Here is a 21,513-nt window from a genome sequence, read left to right on the forward strand (position 1 = left end):
ATCTCATCATGTCACGTTTCATGCGCACCGCCGCCGCTGCGGCCCTGACCCTTGCTGCGGGTGCCGCCCTCGCGGGCGCCGCCAACGCCCAGAGCTATGACCGTCTGGTCGTGTTCGGCGACAGCCTGAGCGACAACGGCAACCTGTTCCTGTTGTCCGGTGGCACCCAGCCGCCTGCGCCTTTCTACTTCCAGGGCCGGTTCTCGACCGGGCCGGTTTTCGTCGAGCTGCTCGGCTTCAGCCTGGGTCGGTTCGCCGCCGGGGATTCGAACGCCGGCAGCATCAACTATGCCTTTGGCGGTGCCCGCACCGACCTGTCGGGCTTTCCGCCGGGTATGCGGACCCAGCTGAATGCCTATCTGGGCGGCGGCGGGACGTTTGATTCCAATGATCTGGTCAGCATTCTGGGCGGCGCCAACAACATCTTCCAGGGCCTGCCCGCTGCCGGGGCCTCGATCAATCCGGCCGGCGCCATCCAGCCGGTGTCGCTGTCGGCGGCCGCCGACATCAACCTGCTGGTCGACAGTGTGGCCGCAGCCGGCGCTGGCACCATCCTGGTCAGCAACCTGCCGAAGCTGAGCCTGACGCCGCAGTTCGGGGGGACGACCGCCGCCCCGCTGGCCGACTATGCCGTGACGACTTTCAACGGGGCCCTGCTGACCGGCCTGAACACGGTGGCGGCCAACCGGCCCGGCACCAACATCATCCTGATGGACCTGTTCAAGATCGGTGACACCATCGCCGGCAACCCGACGGCGTTTGGCGTGACCAATGTCACCCAGCCCTGTTTCAACCAGGTGGCGCTGACGCTGTGCTCCAACCCGGACGACTATTTCTATCTGGACGGGGTGCACCCGACGGCGGCCGGCCACCGCGCGATTGCCAGCCTGGCCAATGACTATCTGTATTACGGTGATCGGGGTGCGGCCACGACGCATCAGGGTGAGCTGTCGATGCGCCAGCGCGAGGACTCGCTGGACCTGGGATCGGAAGCCCTGTCGGGCTGGGCGGCCTGGGAACCCGGCCGCACCACGGTCGATGTGAGCCTGACGGGTGATACCACCGACGTCGACTCGCGTGGTCTGGCCCCGGCGGCCAAGGTCGAGGGTCAGGGCATCCGCCTGGCCGTCGATCACAGCATCTCCGACGGCTGGCGCATGGGCCTTGCCGGCAGCTATCGCCAGGCCGAGACCGTTGCCGGACCGACCCGGTTCGACAGCGAGAATTTCTCGTTCGACGCCTTCGTCGGCTGGCGTTCGGGCCCGCTGTTCGCCAACGTCACGGCGGGCGCGGCGCGCGACACCTATGACGACATCCTGCGCAGCACGGGCGTCGGCCCGGTGGTCCACACCGGCGAGACCGAGGGCTACAGCCGCGGTGTCCGGGTTCAGGGCGGGACCTGGTTCGACATGGGCGGCATCGCCCTGTCGCCCCGCGTCGCCGTGACCTGGGCCTCGACCGACGTCAGCGGCTATATCGAGCAGGGCGTCGCCGCCCAGTACGCCTATGAAGACCGCACGGTCGAGGGCATCACGGGCGAAGTCACCCTGCGCGCCGAAAGCGCCATTGAGGGCGTGACCTTCTACGTCGAGGGTGGCTGGCGCGAGAGCCTGGACGACAGCTCGGATCCGGTCGGAACCGGCATTGCCGGCAGCCCGTCGCAGGTCCTGTACCGGACGATCGAAGACCCCATGGGGGGCCAGTTGCTGGCCCAGATGGGCCTCGAGGTCGACTGGGGCCCAGCGCAGGTCGGTCTGGGCCTGAAGGGCCGCTACGGCGAGCATGCCGACAGCTTCGTCGGCGGGATCACCCTGCGGATGCCGCTGAACTAAGGCCTCTGCCGGTCGAAAATGGAGAAGGGCGGGGCCACGCGGCTCCGCCCTTTTTTCGTTTCCGGTCCGTCGGTTCCAGGGGTGCGACGTCCTGACGCGCCCTGTGCCTCATTCTCGTCCAAGGGGAACGGCACAAGGCCCCCTCATTCGAAAGTGACCGGTCACGGCCCTTGGGGCTGCCGTTCCACCCGCTGCATGATCCAGAACGGAGACGCCGCCTGATGCGACGCCTTGACGCCCGACTGCGTACCCTCGCCACCCAATCCGGTCAGTCCCTTGGCCTTGTCGCCGTTGCCGTGCTGGCCATGGCTGCGGCACCGATCTCGGTGCCTGCCGGTGACGATCCGCTGGGCGTGACGAACAAGGGGCCGGTGGCGCCGCCGGTCGTGGCTGTGGCCGAGCCTGCCGGCCCGGTGACCCGCGAAATCCGGTTCGAGGCCCCGCTGAAGGGCTATCCGATCAATTCGCGCTTTGGCATGCGCCGACTGGGCGGCGAGGGCGCGGCGCGTCCGCACAATGGCGTCGATATGGCGGCCCCGACCGGGACCAGCGTGTTTTCCGCCGCCGAGGGCGTGGTGGTCCGCACCGGCTATCAACCCGAGGGCTATGGCCGCTTCGTCGAAGTGGCCCACCCGAACGGTATGACTACCCTGTATGCCCACATGAGCCGCGTGGACGTGGCCTCGGGCATGGCTGTGACGGGCGAGGACCGTCTGGGTCTGGTCGGGTCGACCGGCTATTCGACCGGTCCGCACCTGCATTTCGAAGTCCGCCGCGGCGGCACGCCGATCAATCCGGCGCGCGTTCTGGACCGCAGCTTTGAAGTTGTGGTGATCGAGGCTTCCTAACCGTCAGCCTTAGTTCGCGCGGGTCGCTCTGCCGCCCAGCCAGCTGCCGAGCGCGATCAGGCCGATGGCCAGAGGTCCGAACCATATCGGGTGGGGCAGCATAATGATGTTCATCACCGTACCCAGCACCAGCAATCCGCCGATGATCCAGCTGGGCCAGCCCCGGCGGCGTGCGATCATGCAGGCCACCAGGCCGCCGATCAACGCGGCCAGGCCATAGCCGACCGCCACCAGCACCAGCGAGATCGCCGGCGCCTGGGCCATGGCGGCGGCCTGTACCGCCGGGTCCATATAGTCGCCCGGCGGCGGCGGATACAGCAGGTGGATACCGGCCTGACTGCCCATGGTGACGGCCATAGCTACGACGACGCCGGCCACGACACCCATAATCTTACGGATCATTGAGGCCTCCCCAGCCTGCTTCCTGCGGTGATCATGACAGGGAATTCATAAAAACTGGCATCGATCCGCCACGACCAAGGTTGTCAAACACCCTTTACATACCCTAGGACTCGTTTCGACCAAGAGTTTCCAAAGGGGGCGCATATGGACGCCGCACTGAGCCTGACCGACATCAGCAAACGCTATGGGGCGTTTCAGGCCGTCAAGGATCTGAGCTTTTCCGTGCCCAAGGGCAGCATCTGTGGCTTTCTGGGGCCGAACGGGGCGGGCAAGACCTCGACCCTGCGGATGATTCTGGGCCTGCAGCCGCAGACCTCGGGCAGTCTCAGTATTCTGGGCGCCGGCGACGGCCGCAGCGTGCGGGACCGGATCGGTTTCCTGCCGGAAGAGCGTGGCCTCTACAAAAAGATGACTCCGGTGGATGCGATCGCCTTTTTCGGAGCGCTGAAGGGCCTGCCGACGGGCGAGGGCCGCAAGCGCGCGCGCGTGATGCTGAAGCAGCAGGGGCTGGAGCACGCCCAGACCAAGAAGATGAAAGAGCTGTCCAAGGGCATGGCCCAGAAGGTGCAGCTGATCGCCTCGGTCGTGCACAAGCCGGAATTTGTCATCCTCGACGAGCCGTTTTCGGGCCTCGACCCGGTCAACCAGCAGGGTCTGGAAGAAATGATCCGCGGACTGGCCGCCGATGGCGCCACGGTCCTGTTCTCGACCCACGTCATGCAGCACGCCGAGCGGCTGTGCGACAAGGTGGTGCTGCTGGCCCGGGGCCAGAAGGCGTTCGAGGGCACAGTCGACGAGGCCAAGGCCACCACCCGCCGGTTCCTTGAGCTGGAGGGCGAAATCGCTGTGGCGGCGGCCAAGGCCCTTCCGGGGGTGGTGTCGGTCGAGACCGTCCGCAGCGACGGCCCCGTGCACGTGCTGAAGGCCGAACTGGCCCCGGGCGGGCGGGGACAGGAGGCGCTGAAGGCGGCCTTCCTGAACGGTCTGGACGTGCGGCGTTTTGAGCTGCGCGAGCCGACCCTGCATGACGCCTTTATCGGCCTGACGGGGGATGACCCCGATCAGGACCAGACCGTTCGCCGCGAGAACCTGGAGGCCGCCCGATGAACCGCACTCTTCTGATCGCGCGGCGGGAATATGCCGCCTATGCCATGACCGTCGGCTTCTGGCTGTCGCTGCTGGCGTTTCCGATGTTTGCCGTGCTGGGCGGGGCTATCCCGATCCTGATGCGGACCAGCGAGCCGGTCCGGGCTGTGGTGCTGGTCGAGGAAGGCCCGGGCGCCGAGGGTCTGGCGGGTTCGGTGCGGGAATCGCTCGCTGCGGATGCAGCGCGACGGGCCGCGCGGGCCGCCGAGGCGCAGGAGGCCGCCGTCAAGGCCACGGGCCTGCCCAAGGAGGCTGTGGAACAAGCCGAGAAACAGGGCGGTGGGGGCTTGAGTGAGGCCCTGAGCCGCCAGCGCGTGCGTCTGGTCGAGACACCGGCCGAGCTGTCCGCTGCGGGGTCCGTCGAGGGCCAGGAAGCTGTGGTCCGGGCACTTCTGACCGCCGATGTCGAGCGTGATGCGCAGATCGACTCGGTCGTCTTCCTGACGCGGGATGAGGCCGGGCAGCCTGCGGCGCGCGTGTGGAGCCGCCGCGCGACCGATGACACGGTCGAGGACTTTATTCGCGATGCCCTGCAGTCCGCCAACCGGCGACAGGTGTTCGAATCCGCCGGCATCGACGGCTCGGTCGTTGTCGAGACCGAGCGGTTCCGGCCGGACGTGAAGCTCTTTTCACCCCAGTCGGCCAGCGGGGGAGAAGTGTCTTTCAAGGATCGTCTGCCGGGGATCATCGGCCTTGCCTCGGCCTTCCTGCTTTGGTCGCTCATCATCACAGGAGCCTCTATCCTGCTGAACAGCGTGATGGAGGAGAAGTCGAACAAGATCCTCGAGGTTCTGCTGTCCTCGGCGTCAGCGACCGAAATCCTGACCGGCAAGGTGCTGGGCGTCGCCATGCTGACGGTGACGGTGCTGCTGGTCTGGGCCGGCATCGGATCGGCAGGCCTGTTGTTCAGCTTCCCGGAGACGGCCCGCGACATCGGCTCGATCCTCCTGGAAGGTGGCATGATCTGGTACTTCGTCGCCTACGCCGTGGGCGGCTATCTGATGTACGCCGTGCTGTTCGCGGCCATCGGAGCCTTCTGTGAGACGCCGCGTGACGCCCAGACCTTGATGGGACCGATCATGATGGTTCTGGTCATCCCGATCATCGTGGTCCAGTTGGCCCTGCGCACGCCTGACGCGCCGCTGGTCAAGATCATGTCGTGGGTCCCCTTCTTCACGCCCTTCCTGATGCCGGCGAGGGCGCCCTCGGACCCGCCGATGTTCGAGATCGCGGGGACCATGGCGGGTATGTTTGCCACGGCATTGCTGATGGTGTGGATCGCCGGTCGTGCGTTCCGTGCGGGTGCCCTGTCGGACGTGAAGCTGAGCTGGAAGAGCTTTGCCGGTGCCATCCGGGGCGGGGGGCGGTAAGTCCCGGCGTCACCTCCCCGTCGGTGACGGGGAGGGGGACCGCCCGGGCGACCCAGCCCGGGGGGTGGAGGGGGCGCCGCCGCGGTTTGCGGTTCGTTCGCGAACGACCCGGACGATGAAGGCCAGCACGCCGTCCAGTTCGTCCCGCACATCCACAGCGGCGATCCGCACGACCCGTATGCCTCGGGCGGCCAGCCAGCGAGTTCGCCGCCGGTCATGTGCTATCTGGTCTGGATCGTTGTGGCTCTCTCCGTCCACTTCGACGGCCAGGCGTGCGGCCGCGCAATAGAAGTCGAGGATGAAGGGGCCGCAGGGATGCTGGCGCCTGAACTTGCAGCCTTCCAATCGGCGTGCGCGCAGCCTGACCCAGAGCCGGGCTTCCGGGGGGCTCATGGGTCGCCTCAACCGCCTGGCGCGCATGTGGGTGATGCTGTCTTCCATGCACGACAAGGTAGCACACCGAGAGCATATTGGCAACTTTTAAGGGTGGTGCCGCCCCCTCCTGACCGCTGCGCGGTCTGTCCTCCCCATTCGCCTCCACGAATGGAGAGGTGAATCAAAAAGGCCGCCCTGGTTGCCCGGGGCGGCCTTTGTGTTTTTCAGCGAAGCGCCGGGTCTTACCGGGGACGCGGCTTGGGCATCGGCAGCAGGCCTTCGCGCTGGGCGCGCTTGCGGGCCAGCTTGCGGGCGCGACGCACGGCCTCGGCCTTTTGACGGGCGCGCTTTTCCGAAGGCTTTTCGTAGTGCACGTGGCGCTTCATTTCACGGAAGCTGCCTTCGCGTTGCATCTTCTTCTTCAGGGCCTTGAGCGCCTGATCGACGTTGTTGTCGCGGACAAAAATCTGAACCAGGGGTATCTCTCCTTTTGACTGCCCGCCGCGTCCTTTCTGAAGGGAGACGGGCAGACAAAAACACAGTGTCCCGCAAACCGGAGGGTCTTCGGGTGAAGGCGAGCCGGATACACGATGCGGCCCGCCCTGTCCAGAACGGTGTCGCGGATCGTCGCGGGGTTTTACGGGGGCTCGTCACCCCGATGCGGCAGGCCTAGTATAGCCCACATGTCACCCTCCGACGAGACCGATCCCGACCGCTGGGCCCGCGAGACCGAACAGGCCGTGCTGGATCATGCCGTGGCGCTGGCGCCGCGTCTGGGCTGGAATGCCACCATGGCGCGGGCGGCGTGTGTGGAGGCCGGTCTGTCGCAGGGGGACCAGGACCTGCTGCTGCCCCACGGGGCGCGCGATCTGGCGGCGCTGCTGTCCCGCCGCCACGATGACCGCGCCCTTGCCGCCCTGGCCGAGGTCGATCCGGTGACGCTTAAGATTCGCGAGCGCATCGCCCGCGGCGTTTCTGCCCGTATGGAGGCGGGGGCCGAGGACCTTGAGGCCTGTCGCAAATGCGCGGGCTTCCTGGCCCTGCCGCACAATGCCGAGTCGGGGCTGAAGCTGGCGTGGGAGACCGCCGACCGGCTGTGGGTCTGGGCGGGGGACACCGCCACGGACTGGAACCACTATTCCAAGCGGACGATCCTGTCGGGCATTCTGGTACCGGCCCTGACCATGCGCTGGTTCGACGGGCGCGAGGCGGCCGAGGCCTTTGTCGCCGACCGCATCGACAACGTCATGACCTTCGAGAAGTGGAAGGCCGGCAAGGATTTCGAGGCCCCGCTGCGCAGGGTGACCGAGGTGCTGAGCCGGATGCGGTACGGGCCGAAGGCTGAGGCCTAAAGCGGGCGCACGCGGTTGACGTGGGCCATCTTGCGGCCGGGGCGGGCCTCGCCCTTGCCGTACAGGTGCAGACGCATGTCGGACTTGCCGGCCAGCTTTTGCCACTGATCGATCTCGTCGCCGAGCAGATTGGTCATTTCGACGTGGGCATGGGCGGCGGTGGGGCCCAGTGGCCAGCCGGTGATGGCGCGGATGTGCTGTTCGAACTGGTCGCAGACGCAGCCGTCCTGGGTCCAGTGGCCGGTGTTGTGGACGCGGGGGGCGATCTCATTGACCAGCAGGCGACCGTCGCCGAGGTCGAACAGCTCAATGCCCAGCACGCCGACATAGTCCAGTTGCTCCAGCACGGCGCGGGCGATGGCGCGGGCGCGGCGTTCGGTCTTTGGCTCGACCTCGGCCGGGGCGACGGTGGTCTTGAGCACGCCGCCCTTGTGGGTGTTCCAGCCCAGCGGATAGACGGCGGTCTTTCCGTCCCAGCCCCGCGCGCAGATGATCGACAGTTCGCGCACGAACAGGGCCCGGGCCTCGAGCACCGCCGGGCGCTCGCCGATGGCTGCCCAGGCGTCGGCGGCCTGTATCAGCGTCTTGATCCAGACCTGGCCCTTGCCGTCATAGCCTTCGCGGCGGGTCTTCAGCAGGGCGGGCAGGGGGATGACCTGCAGCGCGGTTTCCAGCGAGGCCAGGTCGTCCACCATGGCGAATTCGACGGTCGGGGCGCCCGCTTCGTTCAGGAAGGTCTTTTCCAGAATGCGGTCCTGGGCGACGGCCAGGGCGCGGGGGCCGGGGGCGACGCGGGCCCCGGCCTCGGCCAGCAGCTCGACCGACCGGGCGGGGACATTCTCGAACTCGAAGGTCACGACGTCACAGACGCGGCCAAAGACGTTCAGGGCTGTGGGGTCGTCGTAGGCGGCGACGATCTGGCCACGCGAGACGCGTCCGGCGGGGCTGTTTTCCTCGGGATCGAGAATGACGACATCGAAGCCGAGGCGCGAGGCGGCCTGGGACAGCATCCGCCCCAGCTGGCCACCACCCAGGATGCCGACGGTCGAACCGGGGGCAAGGGCGGGGGGAACCGGGGCGGGGGTGTCGCTCATCAGTCCTCGACGGTCTCGGGCACGGATTCGGTCAGGGCCTCGCGGAAGGCGTCCAGCCGACCGGCCAGAACGGGGTCGTTAAGGGCGAGGATCTGGGCGGCGAGGATGCCGGCGTTCTTCGCACCGGCCTCACCGATGGCGAGGGTGCCGACGGGGACGCCGCCGGGCATCTGCACGATGGAGAGCAGGGAATCGAGCCCGCTAAGGGCCTTGGACTGCACGGGCACGCCCAGCACCGGCAGGCTGGTCATGGAGGCGACCATGCCGGGCAGGTGGGCGGCGCCGCCGGCCCCGGCGATGATGACCTGAATGCCCTTTTCGCGGGCCTCACGCGCAAAGGCGACCATGCGGTCGGGGGTGCGGTGGGCCGAGACGACCCGGGCCGACCAGGCGACGCCCAGACGGTCGAGGCTGTCGGTGGCGGCCTTCATCGTCGGCCAGTCCGAGCGGCTGCCCATGATGATGGCCACGGGGGCCGTGGCATCCCCTGCCGGAGGTGTCGGTTCCATGGAGGACGGGGCCATGGGTGTCCCTCAAACGCGCGCCCGTGCGGGCGGGAAGGGGCCGGTTACAGCACCCGCGTTGCGCCTGCAACCAAGCAGGTTAGCATCGGGGCGGGCGCGATCGCCTGAGTCGGGCCTTGCCGGCCCCCCTGCCGCCTCTGGAGTCTTGCCGTTTCCGTGTCCCAGACCCCTGCCCCGCTGCCGGATTCCGACGCCCTTGAGGCCGAGCTGGCCCGGCTGCGCGCCGAGGTCGAGGCCCTGCGTGCGCGGGCTGAGGCGGCCGAGGCAGCCGCTGACCACGATGTGCTGACCCCGGCGCTGAACCGGCGGGGGTTCGTGACGGCGCTTCACCGGGCCATGGCCTATTGCAAGCGCCATCAGGTGCCGGCGGTGCTGCTGTACCTGGATCTGGACGGCTTCAAGGGCGTCAATGACACCTATGGCCATGCGGCGGGCGATGCGGCGCTGGTGCGGGTGGCCGAGCTGATGCGCGACAATCTGCGGGAGTCGGATGCGGTGGGGCGTCTGGGCGGCGACGAGTTCGGCCTGCTGATGATGAATGCCGGCATTGAGGAAGGCCGCGACAAGGCCGCGCGGCTGGCCGAGACGCTGAAGACCGAGGGCTTCCGCTACGAGGGCCAGACCGTGCCGCTGGGCGGGTCGTTCGGCGTGCGCGCCTGGACCGGTCAGGAGGATGTCGAGACCTGGCTGGCCGAGGCCGACGCCGCCATGTGGCTGCGCAAGCCGGGGCGCAGCTGAGGCGTCAGGCGATGATGTCGGGGAGGATGCGGGCCTCGATCTTCACGATCTCGTCGCGCAGGGCGAGCTTCTGACGCTTGAGGCGGGCGATGCGCAGCTGGTCGGGGACGGCTGTGGCGCCCAGCGCCTCGATCGCAGCGTCCAGATCGGCGTGCTCACGACGCAGGCCCCGGAGCTGGATGTGAAGCGCCAGTTCCTCTTCCGTCAGACTCGCGTCGTCGTTCATTGCGCCCGGTACCCCTGATTTCCCTGTCTATAGCCGAGCCGGGGTCAGGCTGAAAGACACGCGGTCAGGGTCTGCAGTTCCTTGCGGGGGGTAACCGGCGACCAGGCGCGGGTCACGGCCACCAGCGTCTTGAGCGTATCGGCGCCGGGGGCGGCCTCGCGCGGCAGATGCTCCAGCGCCTGCATCAGATGGTGTTCGGCGCGGCGCTCCAGCTCGATGGTCTTCTGGCGGACGTCCAGACGGGCGCCGGGCTCAATATCGGGATGAGGCGACTTGAGCTTGCGGCGAAGGGCCCGCAGCGGATCGAGGGTCGTTTCATCCCAGGCGCGGGCGATGTCGCAGGCGGCCTCGAGCGTGTCGTCCGCCGCCGACTCGTCCCGGGATGCGATCCAGGCCGCCCACAGCAGCAGGGGCACGCACTGGCCATGACGGTCCTGAAGGTCGACGCAGGCGTCGGCCACGCCGTCGCGGCCGTAGGCCTCAAGCGCCCAGTCCCAGAAGCCGGGGGTGATCATGACGCGGGGCCGCTCAGGCCGCTCCAGCGGGTGACGGGCGACCAGTCCAGATCGAACAGGTCCAGCACGCGGCCGACGCTCTGGTCGATCACCTGATCCAGACTGTCGGGACGGGCGTAGAGGGCGGGCAGGGGCGGGGCGATGATGGCGCCCATTTCCGACAGGGCGGTCAGGGTGCGCAGGTGGCCGAGGTGCAGGGGCGTCTCGCGCACCATCAGCACCAGACGGCGGCGTTCCTTGAGCGTGACGTCGGCGGCGCGGGTCAGCAGGGTCGAGGTGATGCCGGTGGCGATCTCACCCGCGCTGCGGATCGAGCAGGGCGCGATGACCATGCCGCGTGTGCGGAACGAGCCCGAGGCGATGGAGGCGCCGACATCAGCGACCTTGTGGACCACATCGGCGCGGTCGGTCAGGTCCTGGGGCGAAAGATCGGTTTCCTGCGACAGGGTCAGCAGGGCAGCGCGCGACACCACCAGGTGCGACAATACGCCCAGCTCCCGGAGAGCATCGAGCATCCGCACGCCATAGATGACGCCGGATGCGCCGCTGATGCCCACGATCAGGGGGCGATCATCCCTGGATACGGCAGAGTTCAAAACTTTGACCCTTTTGGCAGCGACCCTGTTTTGGTCCGGATGCTACGCGAATCACCGAAACGTGATTCCACACGGTCGGCATCCGGGCGCTCAATCTACTGGTCCCTTAGACAAGGAGGCGCAAGCCATGACCATCGAGGCGCGTATTCGCGAACTGGGAAACCGTCACCGCAATCTGGATACTGCGATCCAGAAGGAAACGACCAAACCGGCCACCGATCCGCTCTACCTCAAGTCGCTGAAGCTCCGAAAACTCAGGCTGAAGGAACAGATTGCCGGCCTTGAGCGACAGAGCCGATAGTCAGGATATCCAGATCATGAAAACGGCCCCGGAGGTGCTCCGGGGCCGTTTTTGCATCGTGTGACCGACATGGTCAGTCGCGCGAGCCGAACACCGACTCGGCGGTGTGCTGGCTGCGGGCCTCGGGGGCATCGGGCTCGAACGCCGGTTCGGCCGCCGGCTGGGCTTCGCCGGTCTGAAGAGTGGCGCCGCCCTTCTTGGCGTCGTCCTTGGCCTTCTTGTCGGCCGCCTTCTTGATCACCTCGTCGAGTACAATCTGGCCGACCAGACCGAGGGTGACGGGATCGACCGGCTTGATGTTGGCGGTGTTCCAGTGGGTGCGACTGCGCACCGTCTCGATGGTGGCCTTGGTGGTGCCCAGCAGTTTCGAGATCTGGGCGTCGGTCACCTCGGGGTGATTCTTGACGAACCACATGATGGCGTCGGGGCGGTCCTGACGGCGCGAGACCGGCGTATAGCGCGGCGGGGCCTTGGCCGGCTTGAGCAGTTCGGCGTGGCGGCTGACCACGGCCTTCATGCGATAGGACTCGTCGGCCTGGGCCTTGTCCAGCTCGTCGCGGGTCAGCTGGCCGTTGATCAGCGGGTCGGCGCCACGGATGTCGCGGGCGACATCACCGTCGGCGATGCCACGCACTTCCAGCGGGTGCAGACCACAGAAGTCGGCGATCTGCTCGAAGGTCAGGGAGGAATTGTCCACCAGCCAGACCGCAGTGGCCTTGGGCATGAGAATGTCGGTCATGACGTCGTTCCGGTTCATGAAGGGGCCCGGAAGCCGGGGCCCGGAAACAGCGGCGCCCGACCTTTCGGCCGGGCGCTGAGACTGTCCGTATAGGCGCATTCGGCTGAAAAGAAAACGCCATATGGCGCGCTCATACAGCCAAGGTTCATCTGCGAAGCGTCACGGTGGGCTCATGGGGGTTTGGCCCCGATCGAAAGTGTGGAGGAGAGATCATGTTGAGTTTGGCAGGAGTGGCCGCCATGTCGGCCCTGGCATTGGGCGGTCCCGCCCCCGTCGCCGATCAGGACCCGCAGCGGGCACCGGGTGGCAGCTATCAGGATCCGCAGGCCGTATCCCCGCGTGGAAGCTATGCACGGAGTTGTAGCGGGGACTATGTGAACCGCGGCCGCCTCTATGCAGATTGTCGTGACGAACGCGGCCGGATCCGCGGGACGTCGATCGAGCTGAATCGCTGCGGTCCCTACGACATCTCCAACAACAACGGCCGGCTGGTTTGTGGCCCGCACCGCGGCGACTTCGAGGACCGTGGGGGTGGCGGCGGCAGGGACGACTGGGACGACCGCCGGGATGACCGCTGGGATCGCGGTCAGGGTGGGCGGGCCGAGATCACGGTGTACCGGGATGCCAATTTCCGTGGACCCTCGACCAGCTTCAGAGGCGAGATCGCGAATCTGGATCGCACGGGCTTCAACGACCAGATCAGCTCGATGAGCTTCCGGGGTGAGTGGGAAGCCTGCACCGATGCCTATTTCCGGGGCTACTGTCAGCGGTTTACGGGCGACGTCCGCAACCTGAGCTCGTGGGGTTTGAACGACCGGATTTCCTCGCTGCGACCCGTGGGTCGCGGGGGGCGGGGAGACCGCTGGTAGTCAGTCGACCACCAGCACGATCTTGCCGATGTGCTCGCCCGCCTCCAGCCGGAGGTGGGCGAGACCGGCATCTGCCAAAGGAAAGGTCGCCTCGATTGGGGGCCTGACCTGACCGCTCTCGACCCAGGGCCATGCCGTCTGGCGGACCGCCGCGATCAGGCGGGCCTTTTCGTCCGCGCTACGCGAGCGGAGCGTTGAGCCGGTCAGCACGATCCGCTTCAGCATCAGCCGCATCAGGTCGATTTCGACCCGGGCGCCGCTGAGGGTGGCGATCACCGACCAGCGCCCGCCGGGCTTGAGCACCGACTGGTTCAGCGCGGCATAGTCGGCTCCGACCATGTCGAGGATCACATCGACGCCGCCCGCTTTATTGATGGTGGCCTCGAGGTCATCGCTTGTGGCATCGAGGCTGACGTCAGCGCCGAGGGCTCGCGCAGCGTCTGCCTTGGCCCTGCCGCGGGAAGTGGCGATGACGCGGGCGCCGGCGGCCCTGGCCATCTGGATGGCGGTGACGCCGATACCGCTGGTGGCACCATGGATCAGCAGGGTTTCACCCGCCTGCAGCCGTCCATCCTCGAAGACATTGGCAAAGACGGTCGACAGGGTCTCGGGCAGGGCTGCGGCGGCCACAAAGTCCAGATCGTCGGGGAGGGGGAACAGATGCCGCGCATCGACCACCGCCTGGTCCGCATAGCCGCCCCCGCCCAGCAGGGCGCAGACCCGGTCGCCGATAGCCCGGTCGGTCACGCCGTCGCCAAGCCGGTCAATCTCGCCAGCCACTTCAAGACCGAGGGTGTCGGGCGCGCCGGGCGGCGGGGGATATCGGCCCTCGCGCTGCAGCAGATCGGGGCGGTTGATACCCGCGGCGCGCACCCGGATGCGAACCTGACCGGGGCCGGGCTCAAGGTCCGGGGACTCGACCAGCGAAAGGGCGGTCGCGGGGCCCGTGCCACCGCTGATCGAGATGCGTTTCATGGGGCCGCCCTTGCAATCATCCGTGTCCGGGCGTTCACATAGGGGCCACAGGACCGTGAACCAAGGAGGCGGGCATGATCATCGACGACGCCGAACCGAGGCCGCAGCGCGGGGCCTTGCTGGGCCAGCTGGCGCGCGAGGACCTGGATCTCTATTCGGTCGAGGAGTGCCGGGACCGGATCGCCCTGCTTGAAGCCGAGATTGCCCGCGTGAAAGCAGCCATGGAGGCGAAGTCGGCGCGCAAATCGGCGGCCGAGGCGCTCTTCAACTTCGGCTCGTAACGGCACGGGCGGCGTGGCATGACCGTTGCAGGCAACCGGGCCGACGCGGTTCCATCTGCGGCGACAGGGTTCACCTACAGGTAAATAGTGTTGATGACTGAAGAGACGTCCCCGCCCGATCTGGCTCCGTCCGGCACCGCCGTGGACGGTCGCGTCGCCGTGGTGACCGATTTTGCCGCCTCCGACCTGTACGACCGCACCTTTCGCGAGGGGATGGAGCTGGTCGAGGAGACGGCCGCCTATCTGGACGGTGAGGGACGGCGGGACTCCAAGCTGCTGTCGCGCTCCAGCGCCCTGGCCTATGCGGGCGAGAGCATGCGCCTGACCACCCGCCTGATGCAGATCGCTTCGTGGCTGCTGGTGCAGCGCGCGGTGCGCGAGGGCGACATGGCGGCCAGCGCGGCCTGCGAGGCGCGTTATCGGCTGGCGGCCCGCAAGGTCGAGGGTGAGACGCCGCCGCCCGCAGACCTGCCGATCGCGCTGGTGGAATATGCGGTGCGGGCCGAGAAGCTGTACGACCGAATCCATTATCTGGACCGGCGTATGTATGTGGATGCAACCCCGCCGGCGGACACGCCGAACCCGGTTCAGAGTCAGTTCGACAGACTGTCAGCGGCCTTCGGGGCCCCCAACAACTCGAACTGACGCTCTACGGCCCGACGTCGTTGGCGTCGACGCGACCGTCCTGAACCGGACGGGGCAGGGAGACGGCGATGCCGAGCGCATCGGCCAGCTTTTCATCGCGATTGTAGACATCCTCGCGGAAGGCCACGCGGCCCTGACCGTCGACGAAGGCCGTCCAGTACAGCAGGCGCACTCCGATTTCGCGGCCCGTCGTGACCCGGGTGGTCCGCCGGTTTGCCTGGGCGGTGTCGAACTCTTCCAGCTTGGCGGGATCCGGGGACAGCAGCAGACGGGCGAACTCGACCGCGCCCTCGACGCGCACGCAGCCGTGGCTGCGGTGACGGTAGGCCAGGTTGAACGCACCCTTGGACGGGGTGTCGTGCAGGAAGATGGCGTAGCTGTCGCGCAGCTCGAACTTGACATAGCCCAGCGCGGACTGGGGACCGGCCCGCTGGATGACCGTGCCGTTCGAGATGTACATGTCATTGGCGGCCAGATAGCCGGGGCCGCGGGGCAGGATCTCGTTTCGGGCGATGCCGGCCGGAACGTACCAGGGCGGATTGGCCACGACCGAGGCGAACGGCTTTTCAAGGCTGGGGGTCTGGTTGGCGGCGGTGCCGACGACGACGCGGTTGGAGTGAACGGGGCGCCCGTCCTTCCAGTAGACCATGATGGCGGCAGCGGTGTTGACCTCGATCCGCTCGGGATCAACGTCACGGGCCAGCCAGCGGCGGCGCTCAAGGTTGAGGGCAATCTGGCGGGCGCGATCCTCGGCAGACGCCGACAGGGACTGCTGGGTGCCCGATCCGATGCGGGCATCAACCGCGAGGCCGTGGCGGCCCTGGAAGCTGCGCACGGCCTGCTGAAGCTCAGGGCCGTAGAAATTGTCGGCCATGGCCAGCAGGCGCATGCCTTCGGCCTCATTGAGGTCGCCCTCGGCGATCAGCCGCTGGATCAGTTGCGGCACGCGGCGATCCACGTCGCCGGGCTCAATGTTGGCCCCCAGCCGGAAGGTCGGCCAGCCGCCGTTCTCGCGGATCATGCGACGATAGCGGACATAGCCCGCCGACAGATTGCTGTAGCCGATGTCGGTCGGGGCGAGGCCCTCATACCATTCGACGACGCCGTTCGAGGCGAGGGCTTGATACAGGCCAAGCGGCAGGTCGATGCGGTTCTTGCGCATCTCCCATAGATCCTCGACCGTCTCGGGGCGGATGCGGCCTTCGCTGAGCACGCGGGCGTAGCGCAGGGCGGCGGCCGTGGTGCGCATTTCCGCCATGCTGCGGTCGGCGGCGAGGCCCTCGAAATCGAAGAAGTCATACTGGGCGAGGCCATGGCGCTCGGCCTTGGAGGCCGCAGTGCGCAAATTGTCGAGGCGCGGGGCGGTCCAGACCGGGGTCCAGCCGTTCATCTCATAGAAGACCCGGACATCGGGCTGTTCGGTTTGCGGCAGGCGGGCCAGTTGGTCGTTGAAGCTGTTGTAGAAGGCGACGGCGGTCGGGTCACGGGTCGGCGGAACGCCCTGGGGCCGGCCCATCGGATCCTGTGGTGCGTTCTGGGCATGGGCGGCCTGGGCCGCTCCCATGATGGCGGCGGTGGCTGCACCCAGACCCAGTTGTCGACGCGTGATCATGATCCGTTTGCCGTCCAGCTTGTCGCGGGCGCCCTGAATGACCCCGCTGTTCTATAATCAACCGCAGCTTATCGGCGTTCCAGACAAACAGAAAGCGCCGCCCCCGAGGGACGGCGCTCTGTGGCTTCCGGGACGCACCCCCGAGAGGGGCGAGCCGCTGGCTACTTCTTGATGAAGCCGCCGAATTTCGAGTTGAAGCGCGACACGCGACCGGCCCGGTCCATCAGGTGCTGGTTGCCGCCGGTCCAGGCCGGGTGCGTCAGCGGATCGATGTCCAGGTTCAGGGTCGCGCCTTCCTTCTGGTAGGTCGAGCGCGTCTGGTAGGAGGTGCCATCCGTCATCGTCACGGTGATGAAGTGATAGTCGGGGTGGGTGTCCGCTTTCATCGCGTTGGTCCGGTCTGTTCAGGCGCGGTGACGATGCCGACCGTCGGTGCGCAAAATGGGAAACCCGCCAGAAGCTCCGGCGAGCGAGGGGCGGCGTTTACACCGGGTAGCGTTCCGGGGCAAGAGGCGCGGGCCATGACCGAAACACCCCCGCCTTCCCGCGCCGCACCCGACCTGGATGCCGAGGCCTCTGGCCGCCCCGGCGCCGGGGCACAGCTCAGCGAGCGGCTGAGCGAGGCAGGCGAGCGCCGCACCCGGCAAAAGGATGTGCGCCCGCTTTTGCGCCTGTGGCCCTTTGCCGTCCAGCACCGCGGGCATGTGGCGCTGTCGGTGTTCTGGCTGCTGATGTCGACGGCGGCCTCGCTGGGCCTGACGGTGACCTCGCGCGGGGCCATCGACAACGGCTTTGAGGCCGGTGGGGCGCAGCTGAATTTCTGGTTCCTGCTGCTGGGGCTGAATGCGCTGTTCCTCGGGGTGGCTTCGGCGGTGCGCTATTATTTCGTGACCCGGACGGGCGAGCGGATCATCGCCGACCTGCGCACGGCCCTGTTCGGGCGGGTGCTGACGCTGGACCCGGCCTTTTTCGTGCGGATGCGGACGGGCGAGGTTCTGTCGCGCCTGACGACCGACATTCAACTGATCGACACCCTGATGACGACCTCGATCAGCTTTGCGCTGCGCAACCTGCTGACCATGATCGGGGGGATGATCCTGCTGTTCGTGGTCAGCCCCAAGCTGATGGGGCTGGTGCTGCTGGTGCTGCCGCTGCTGATCGTGCCGCTGTTCCTGTTCGGGCGGGTGGTGCGCAAGCTGACGGTCGATTCGCAGGACCGGTTCGCCGAGGCGGTCGGGTTCGCGGGTGAGAGCGTCGATGCCATCGAGACGGTGCAGGCCTTTGGCCGCGAGGCCTCGGCCATCGGCCGGTTCGGGGCGGCAGTCGAGGCGGCCTTTGGCGTGTCGCTGAAGCGGATCCGGGCGCGGGCGTGGATGACGGCCATGATCATCACCCTGATGTTCGGCGGTGTGACGCTGGTGCTGTGGCTGGGCGCGCAGGATGTGATCGCCGGACGGATGACGCCGGGGGCCCTGCTGCAGTTTGTGCTGCTGTCGGTGTTCGTGGCCGGTGCCGTGGGGGCACTGGGCGAGAGCTGGGGCGATGTGCAAAAAGCCGCAGGTGCCATGCAGCGAATCGACGAACTGATGCGGGCCCAACCCGGCATTCGCCCGCCCGCCGCCCCGAAGGCCCTGCCCAAGCCGCCGGTCGGCGAAGTCGAGATGCGCGACGTCAACTTCGCCTATCCGGGACGACCGGACCTGCCGGCGCTCCGGGATTTCACCCTGTCGGTGAGACCGGGCGAGACGGTGGCCCTGGTCGGGCCGTCGGGCGCGGGCAAGTCGACGGTGTTTCGCCTGCTGCTGCGCTTCTACGATCCGCAGTCCGGGGAGGTGCGGATCGACGGAGTTGAGGCCTCGACTGTCGACCCTGTCGATCTTCGGTCGCGCTTTGCCTGGGTGTCGCAGGAAGCGCCGCTGTTCTCGGGTTCGGCGATCGAGAATATCCGCTTTGGCCGCGAGGACGCGGGGGTCGAAGAGGTCCGCGACGTGGCCGAGCGGGCCCAGGCGCTGACGTTCGTCGAGGCCCTGCCCGAAGGGTTCGACACCCCGCTGGGCGAGCGCGCGCGCAGCCTGTCAGGCGGACAGCGCCAGCGGCTCGCCATCGCCCGGGCCCTGATCCGGCAGGCGCCGATCCTGCTGCTGGACGAGGCCACCAGCGCGCTGGATGCCGAGAACGAGCGTCTGGTGCAGGTGGCGCTGGATGAGGCCATGCAGGCGCGCACGACGCTGGTGATCGCCCACCGGCTGGCGACCGTGCTGCGCGCGGACCGGATTGTGGTGATGGACGAGGGCCGGGTGGTCGAAGTCGGCACCCACGGCGAGTTGGTCGCTCGGGGGGGGCTGTACGCCCGGCTGGCCCGGCTGCAGTTCCGGGCCGACTGAGCCCGATCAGGTCGCGCGCAGGATGGCGGCGATCTGGGGGTGCAGGTCCGAGTTGGCGACCAGGATCTGCTGGCCGTCGTGGACATTGCCGGTGCCGTCGATGGTGGTGGCCATGCCACCCGCCTCGGAGACGAACAGCAGGCCCGCGGCCACGTCCCACGGCTTGAGGTTGCGCTCCCAGAAGGCGTCGTAACGGCCCGCCGCCACCCAGGCGAGGTCCAGCGCCGCCGATCCCAGACGACGGATGCCGGCGACCCGCTGGCCCATGGCGTGGATGTCCTTGATCGCCTGGGCGTGGCCGGTCTTGCCCATGAAGGGCAGGCCGGTGCCGATCAGGCACTGGCTGAGGTCGCGGCGACCGGTGACCCGGATGCGCGCGTCGTTCAGATAGGCGCCCTTGCCCTTTTCGGCCCAGAACAGCTCGTTCAGCACGGGGTTGAAGGTGACGCCTGCGACGACCTCGGCCGAGCCGTCGGGCGCGCGCCGCTCCAGCGCCACGGTGATGGCAAAGTGGGGCATGGCGTGGACGAAATTGGTGGTGCCGTCGATCGGGTCGACGATCCAGGTGTGCGACTTGTCCGTGCCCTCGATCATGCCGCGTTCCTCGCCGAGGAAGCCGTAGCCGGGGCGCGCCTTGGTCAGCAGCTCGAACAGGGTCTGCTCGGCCTTGATGTCGGCGGCGGTGACGAAATCGGCGGGCCCCTTGCGCGAGACTTGCAGCTGGGAGACCTCGCCAAAGTCGCGGAGCATCGGCCGCGCGGTCTTGCGGACCGCGTCGATCATGGTTTGCAGAAGGGCAGAGGCGAGGGCCATGGGGAATCTCCTGGTCCGCATGTCCTGAAAGGCTTCCGGCCCGGAGATGCGGAGAAGTTCAAAAAAGGGAGCGGTCCGGCTGGACCGCCCGGATCAATCCGCGCGGCGGACGTATTCGCCGGTGGTGGTGTCGACCACGATCTTTTCGCCGACGCCCATATAGGGCGGAATCATGATGCGGACGCCGTTGTTGGCGATGGCCGGCTTGTAGGACGAGGAGGCGGTCTGGCCCTTCACGGTCGGCTCGGTCTCGACGACTTCCAGATTGACCTGGTCCGGCAGGGAGAGGCCGATCGGGCGCTCCTCGTGCATCTCGATGACGACCTTCATGCCTTCCTGCAGATACGGGATGCGGTCATCGCCGACCCAGTCCTTCTGCAGTTCGATCTGTTCGTAGGTCGCGTCGTCCATGAAGACGAGGCTGTCGCCGTTGTCGAACAGATAGGAGAAATCCTTCTGTTCCAGGGTGACGCGCTCGACCTTGTCTTCTGACCGGAAGCGCTCGTTCAGCTTGTTGCCTGTCTCGAGGTTCTTGGCCTCGACGTTGGCGAAGGCGCCGCCCTTGCCCGGCTTGACGTGGCTGGCCTTGGTCACGACCCAGAGGCCGCCGTTCACTTGCAGGACCATGCCGGGCTTGATGGTGTTGCCGTTGATTTTCATCGAATGTCGCTGGGGTTGGACTGCGCGCGCGCAGGCGTGAAATTTGGACGCGACCCCTACAGGGGCGACGGTCAAAGGGCAAGCGGGCGGAATGTTGCGTCAGTCGGGCTGGATGCGGTTCGCCAGCCGGACGCCGGACCCGAGCGGAGAGGCCATCTTGCCGGCCCGGGTGTCCATCTGGCGGGCCTCGTGGGCGAAGGCGGCCGCCATGCCGGCGGACGACATGGCTGCGGCGATCTGCAGCCCGCGACTGGTCGGACGCAAGGCGATCCACACAGCGTTGAGGGCCTGGGCCGCCGCCCAGAAGCCGAGGGCGCGGGTGCGCTCGGGGCGGGCCGGGGCATTCCAGACGCGCAATGCCGACAGGGTGGTGGCCGAAAACATGGCGGGCAGGATCAGGCCCAGCGAGCCGCGCGGCCGCTCGGTCACCGGCTGGTCCGTGCCGCCTGTGGGGCGTGGTTTGACCGATATGTGAGCAAGGGCTGTCGCGGCCACCGCAAAGCCGAGCGTCAGCCCGAGACCGAGCAGCACATGGCTACCGTCCCGGTCACGAGCGTTGATAAGATTGGTCGCCTTGTCGTGTACGTCGTCGAGATCGAACATCCAGTCTCCTCCAGCCACACCAGAGGAATGGGTCGAACCGCCGTCTGTTCCCGATCAGTTGCCCGTGGCGCCGCCGTCGGTGACGATCTCTTTCATCGCCGACTGCAGATAGTTCTGGGCACCCATGAGCTCGATCAGCTTGTGCTGGTTCTCGAGGAAGTCGATGTGCTCCTCGGTATCCGACAGGATGCGCATCAGCAGGTCGCGGCTGACGTAGTCGCGGGCTTCCTCGCACTGGGTGACGGCGGCCGAGGTCGCCTTGCGGCTGTCGAGCTCAAGCTGCAGGTCGGCGCCCAGGCATTCGATGGGGTCCTCGCCCACCTTGAGCTTATGCAGATCCTGCAGGTTCGGCAGGCCGTCGAGGAACAGGATGCGTTTGATCAGCATGTCGGCGTGCTTCATCTCGCCGATCGATTCCTCGTAAACGACGTTTCCGAGGTGCGACAGGCCCCAGCTTTCGAACATGCGGGCATGCAGGAAATACTGGTTCACCGCCGTCAGTTCGTTGGTCAGGACCCCATTGAGGGTGCGGATGATCGCGGGATCGCCCTTCATGGCCGAGGCCTTTCGTATTCGGGGCGGGGCCACGCGTGGGGAATCGCCCGCCGTTGAA

The 21,513-nt window shown here is 67.4% G+C and carries 27 protein-coding genes; 11 read left to right on the forward strand and 16 right to left on the reverse strand.

The genetic code is table 11. From position 1 onward, the window contains the following. The first annotated feature begins 8 nt into the window (after positions 1-8). Both EG854_RS11930 and EG854_RS11935 read left to right on the forward strand, forming a co-directional pair. Positions 9-1,832 carry an autotransporter domain-containing protein gene (locus tag EG854_RS11930; RefSeq protein ID WP_123288358.1) on the forward strand — a complete coding sequence of 608 codons (1,824 nt, stop codon included), beginning with the start codon at positions 9-11 and terminating at the stop codon, positions 1,830-1,832. A 221-nt stretch (positions 1,833-2,053) separates the two neighbouring features. Continuing rightward, positions 2,054-2,680 carry a M23 family metallopeptidase gene (locus tag EG854_RS11935; RefSeq protein ID WP_123288359.1) on the forward strand — a complete coding sequence of 209 codons (627 nt, stop codon included), beginning with the start codon at positions 2,054-2,056 and terminating at the stop codon, positions 2,678-2,680. Between the two features lie 9 nt (positions 2,681-2,689). Here the strand turns inward: EG854_RS11935 and EG854_RS11940 are convergent, their stop codons facing one another. Then, positions 2,690-3,082, reverse strand: coding sequence for a hypothetical protein (locus EG854_RS11940; RefSeq protein ID WP_164462029.1), 393 nt, complete (start codon positions 3,080-3,082; stop codon positions 2,690-2,692). A gap of 144 nt (positions 3,083-3,226) precedes the next feature. On the opposite strand from EG854_RS11940, the gene EG854_RS11945 reads away from it, so the two are divergent. Both EG854_RS11945 and EG854_RS11950 read left to right on the forward strand, forming a co-directional pair. Further along, on the forward strand, positions 3,227-4,189 hold the full coding sequence (locus EG854_RS11945; RefSeq protein WP_123288361.1) for an ABC transporter ATP-binding protein: 963 nt from the start codon (positions 3,227-3,229) through the stop codon (positions 4,187-4,189). After that, positions 4,186-5,598, forward strand: coding sequence for an ABC transporter permease (locus tag EG854_RS11950; protein ID WP_123288362.1), 1,413 nt, complete (start codon positions 4,186-4,188; stop codon positions 5,596-5,598). Before EG854_RS11945 ends, EG854_RS11950 begins: the two co-directional genes overlap by 4 nt. Positions 5,599-5,607: 9 nt before the next feature. Here EG854_RS11950 and EG854_RS11955 read toward each other — a convergent pair whose 3' ends face one another. Further along, positions 5,608-6,039 (reverse strand): DUF559 domain-containing protein, encoded by a 432-nt coding sequence (locus EG854_RS11955; protein WP_123288458.1) that lies wholly within the window; start codon positions 6,037-6,039, stop codon positions 5,608-5,610. Between the two features lie 176 nt (positions 6,040-6,215). Continuing rightward, positions 6,216-6,449, reverse strand: coding sequence for a 30S ribosomal protein S21 (gene rpsU / locus EG854_RS11960; RefSeq protein ID WP_123288363.1), 234 nt, complete (start codon positions 6,447-6,449; stop codon positions 6,216-6,218). Positions 6,450-6,656: 207 nt separating this feature from the next. Between rpsU and EG854_RS11965 the strand changes: the two genes are divergently transcribed. Beyond that, the gene (locus tag EG854_RS11965) at positions 6,657-7,325 is read left to right on the forward strand and encodes a COQ9 family protein (RefSeq protein WP_123288364.1); all 669 of its coding nucleotides are present in this window, start codon (positions 6,657-6,659) and stop codon (positions 7,323-7,325) included. Here the strand turns inward: EG854_RS11965 and EG854_RS11970 are convergent. Both EG854_RS11970 and purE read right to left on the reverse strand, forming a co-directional pair. Continuing rightward, a complete protein-coding gene (locus tag EG854_RS11970) occupies positions 7,322-8,419 on the reverse strand; it encodes a 5-(carboxyamino)imidazole ribonucleotide synthase (RefSeq protein WP_123288365.1) in 1,098 nt (365 codons plus the stop codon). The two genes, EG854_RS11965 and EG854_RS11970, sit on opposite strands and share 4 nt — an antisense overlap. Further along, positions 8,419-8,928: a 5-(carboxyamino)imidazole ribonucleotide mutase gene (gene purE / locus EG854_RS11975; RefSeq protein ID WP_123288366.1), complete on the reverse strand. Its 510-nt coding sequence runs from the start codon at positions 8,926-8,928 to the stop codon at positions 8,419-8,421. Before purE ends, EG854_RS11970 begins: the two co-directional genes overlap by 1 nt. A 171-nt stretch (positions 8,929-9,099) precedes the next feature. Here purE and EG854_RS11980 point away from each other — a divergent pair, with 171 nt between their 5' ends. Then, complete coding sequence (locus tag EG854_RS11980; RefSeq protein WP_123288367.1) at positions 9,100-9,681, forward strand: GGDEF domain-containing protein; 582 nt, start codon at positions 9,100-9,102, stop codon at positions 9,679-9,681. 4 nt (positions 9,682-9,685) lie between these two features. Here the strand turns inward: EG854_RS11980 and EG854_RS11985 are convergent, their stop codons facing one another. From EG854_RS11985 to EG854_RS11995, 3 genes are read right to left on the reverse strand one after another with little or no spacing between them, the layout of a single operon-like run. Beyond that, a complete protein-coding gene (locus tag EG854_RS11985; RefSeq protein ID WP_123288368.1) occupies positions 9,686-9,907 on the reverse strand; it encodes a YdcH family protein in 222 nt (73 codons plus the stop codon). 44 nt (positions 9,908-9,951) lie between these two features. Beyond that, the gene (locus EG854_RS11990) at positions 9,952-10,422 is read right to left on the reverse strand and encodes a TIGR02444 family protein (RefSeq protein WP_123288369.1); all 471 of its coding nucleotides are present in this window, start codon (positions 10,420-10,422) and stop codon (positions 9,952-9,954) included. After that, the gene (locus EG854_RS11995) at positions 10,419-11,018 is read right to left on the reverse strand and encodes a UbiX family flavin prenyltransferase (protein ID WP_123288370.1); all 600 of its coding nucleotides are present in this window, start codon (positions 11,016-11,018) and stop codon (positions 10,419-10,421) included. Before EG854_RS11995 ends, EG854_RS11990 begins: the two co-directional genes overlap by 4 nt. Positions 11,019-11,145: 127 nt before the next feature. Between EG854_RS11995 and EG854_RS12000 the strand changes: the two genes are divergently transcribed. Next, on the forward strand, positions 11,146-11,319 hold the full coding sequence (locus EG854_RS12000) for a YdcH family protein (RefSeq protein ID WP_123288371.1): 174 nt from the start codon (positions 11,146-11,148) through the stop codon (positions 11,317-11,319). A gap of 73 nt (positions 11,320-11,392) precedes the next feature. Here the strand turns inward: EG854_RS12000 and EG854_RS12005 are convergent, their stop codons facing one another. Further along, positions 11,393-12,058, reverse strand: a complete 666-nt coding sequence (locus EG854_RS12005) for a DUF1013 domain-containing protein (protein ID WP_123288372.1) — start codon at positions 12,056-12,058, stop codon at positions 11,393-11,395. Between the two features lie 212 nt (positions 12,059-12,270). Here EG854_RS12005 and EG854_RS12010 point away from each other — a divergent pair, with 212 nt between their 5' ends. Further along, positions 12,271-12,927 (forward strand): beta/gamma crystallin-related protein, encoded by a 657-nt coding sequence (locus EG854_RS12010; RefSeq protein WP_241153257.1) that lies wholly within the window; start codon positions 12,271-12,273, stop codon positions 12,925-12,927. Here EG854_RS12010 and EG854_RS12015 read toward each other — a convergent pair whose 3' ends face one another. Further along, positions 12,928-13,902 carry an NAD(P)H-quinone oxidoreductase gene (locus EG854_RS12015; RefSeq protein WP_123288373.1) on the reverse strand — a complete coding sequence of 325 codons (975 nt, stop codon included), beginning with the start codon at positions 13,900-13,902 and terminating at the stop codon, positions 12,928-12,930. A 74-nt stretch (positions 13,903-13,976) separates the two neighbouring features. Here EG854_RS12015 and EG854_RS12020 point away from each other — a divergent pair, with 74 nt between their 5' ends. After that, entirely contained in the window at positions 13,977-14,183 is a 207-nt protein-coding gene (locus EG854_RS12020) for a DUF1192 domain-containing protein (RefSeq protein WP_123288374.1), read from the forward strand. A gap of 93 nt (positions 14,184-14,276) precedes the next feature. Further along, positions 14,277-14,828: a protease adaptor protein RcdA gene (rcdA, locus tag EG854_RS12025; protein WP_123288375.1), complete on the forward strand. Its 552-nt coding sequence runs from the start codon at positions 14,277-14,279 to the stop codon at positions 14,826-14,828. 4 nt (positions 14,829-14,832) lie between these two features. Here the strand turns inward: rcdA and EG854_RS12030 are convergent, their stop codons facing one another. Both EG854_RS12030 and rpmE read right to left on the reverse strand, forming a co-directional pair. Beyond that, on the reverse strand, positions 14,833-16,440 hold the full coding sequence (locus tag EG854_RS12030; protein ID WP_221403410.1) for a L,D-transpeptidase family protein: 1,608 nt from the start codon (positions 16,438-16,440) through the stop codon (positions 14,833-14,835). Positions 16,441-16,601: 161 nt separating this feature from the next. Next, a complete protein-coding gene (gene rpmE, locus EG854_RS12035; RefSeq protein WP_123288376.1) occupies positions 16,602-16,826 on the reverse strand; it encodes a 50S ribosomal protein L31 in 225 nt (74 codons plus the stop codon). 135 nt (positions 16,827-16,961) lie between these two features. Here rpmE and EG854_RS12040 point away from each other — a divergent pair, with 135 nt between their 5' ends. Next, complete coding sequence (locus tag EG854_RS12040) at positions 16,962-18,824, forward strand: ABC transporter transmembrane domain-containing protein (RefSeq protein ID WP_123288377.1); 1,863 nt, start codon at positions 16,962-16,964, stop codon at positions 18,822-18,824. 6 nt (positions 18,825-18,830) lie between these two features. Here the strand turns inward: EG854_RS12040 and EG854_RS12045 are convergent, their stop codons facing one another. The 4 genes from EG854_RS12045 to bfr form a co-directional block, all read right to left on the reverse strand. Further along, on the reverse strand, positions 18,831-19,637 hold the full coding sequence (locus EG854_RS12045; protein WP_123288378.1) for an inositol monophosphatase family protein: 807 nt from the start codon (positions 19,635-19,637) through the stop codon (positions 18,831-18,833). Between the two features lie 93 nt (positions 19,638-19,730). Further along, the gene (gene efp / locus EG854_RS12050; RefSeq protein WP_123288379.1) at positions 19,731-20,297 is read right to left on the reverse strand and encodes an elongation factor P; all 567 of its coding nucleotides are present in this window, start codon (positions 20,295-20,297) and stop codon (positions 19,731-19,733) included. Between the two features lie 99 nt (positions 20,298-20,396). Continuing rightward, complete coding sequence (locus EG854_RS12055; RefSeq protein WP_123288380.1) at positions 20,397-20,900, reverse strand: tryptophan-rich sensory protein; 504 nt, start codon at positions 20,898-20,900, stop codon at positions 20,397-20,399. 54 nt (positions 20,901-20,954) lie between these two features. Further along, positions 20,955-21,455: a bacterioferritin gene (gene bfr / locus EG854_RS12060; RefSeq protein WP_123288381.1), complete on the reverse strand. Its 501-nt coding sequence runs from the start codon at positions 21,453-21,455 to the stop codon at positions 20,955-20,957. Between the last annotated feature and the right edge of the window lie 58 nt (positions 21,456-21,513).

The organism is Brevundimonas halotolerans (genome assembly GCF_003730275.1).
In the GTDB taxonomy this organism is placed as follows: Bacteria; Pseudomonadota; Alphaproteobacteria; order Caulobacterales; family Caulobacteraceae; genus Brevundimonas; species Brevundimonas halotolerans.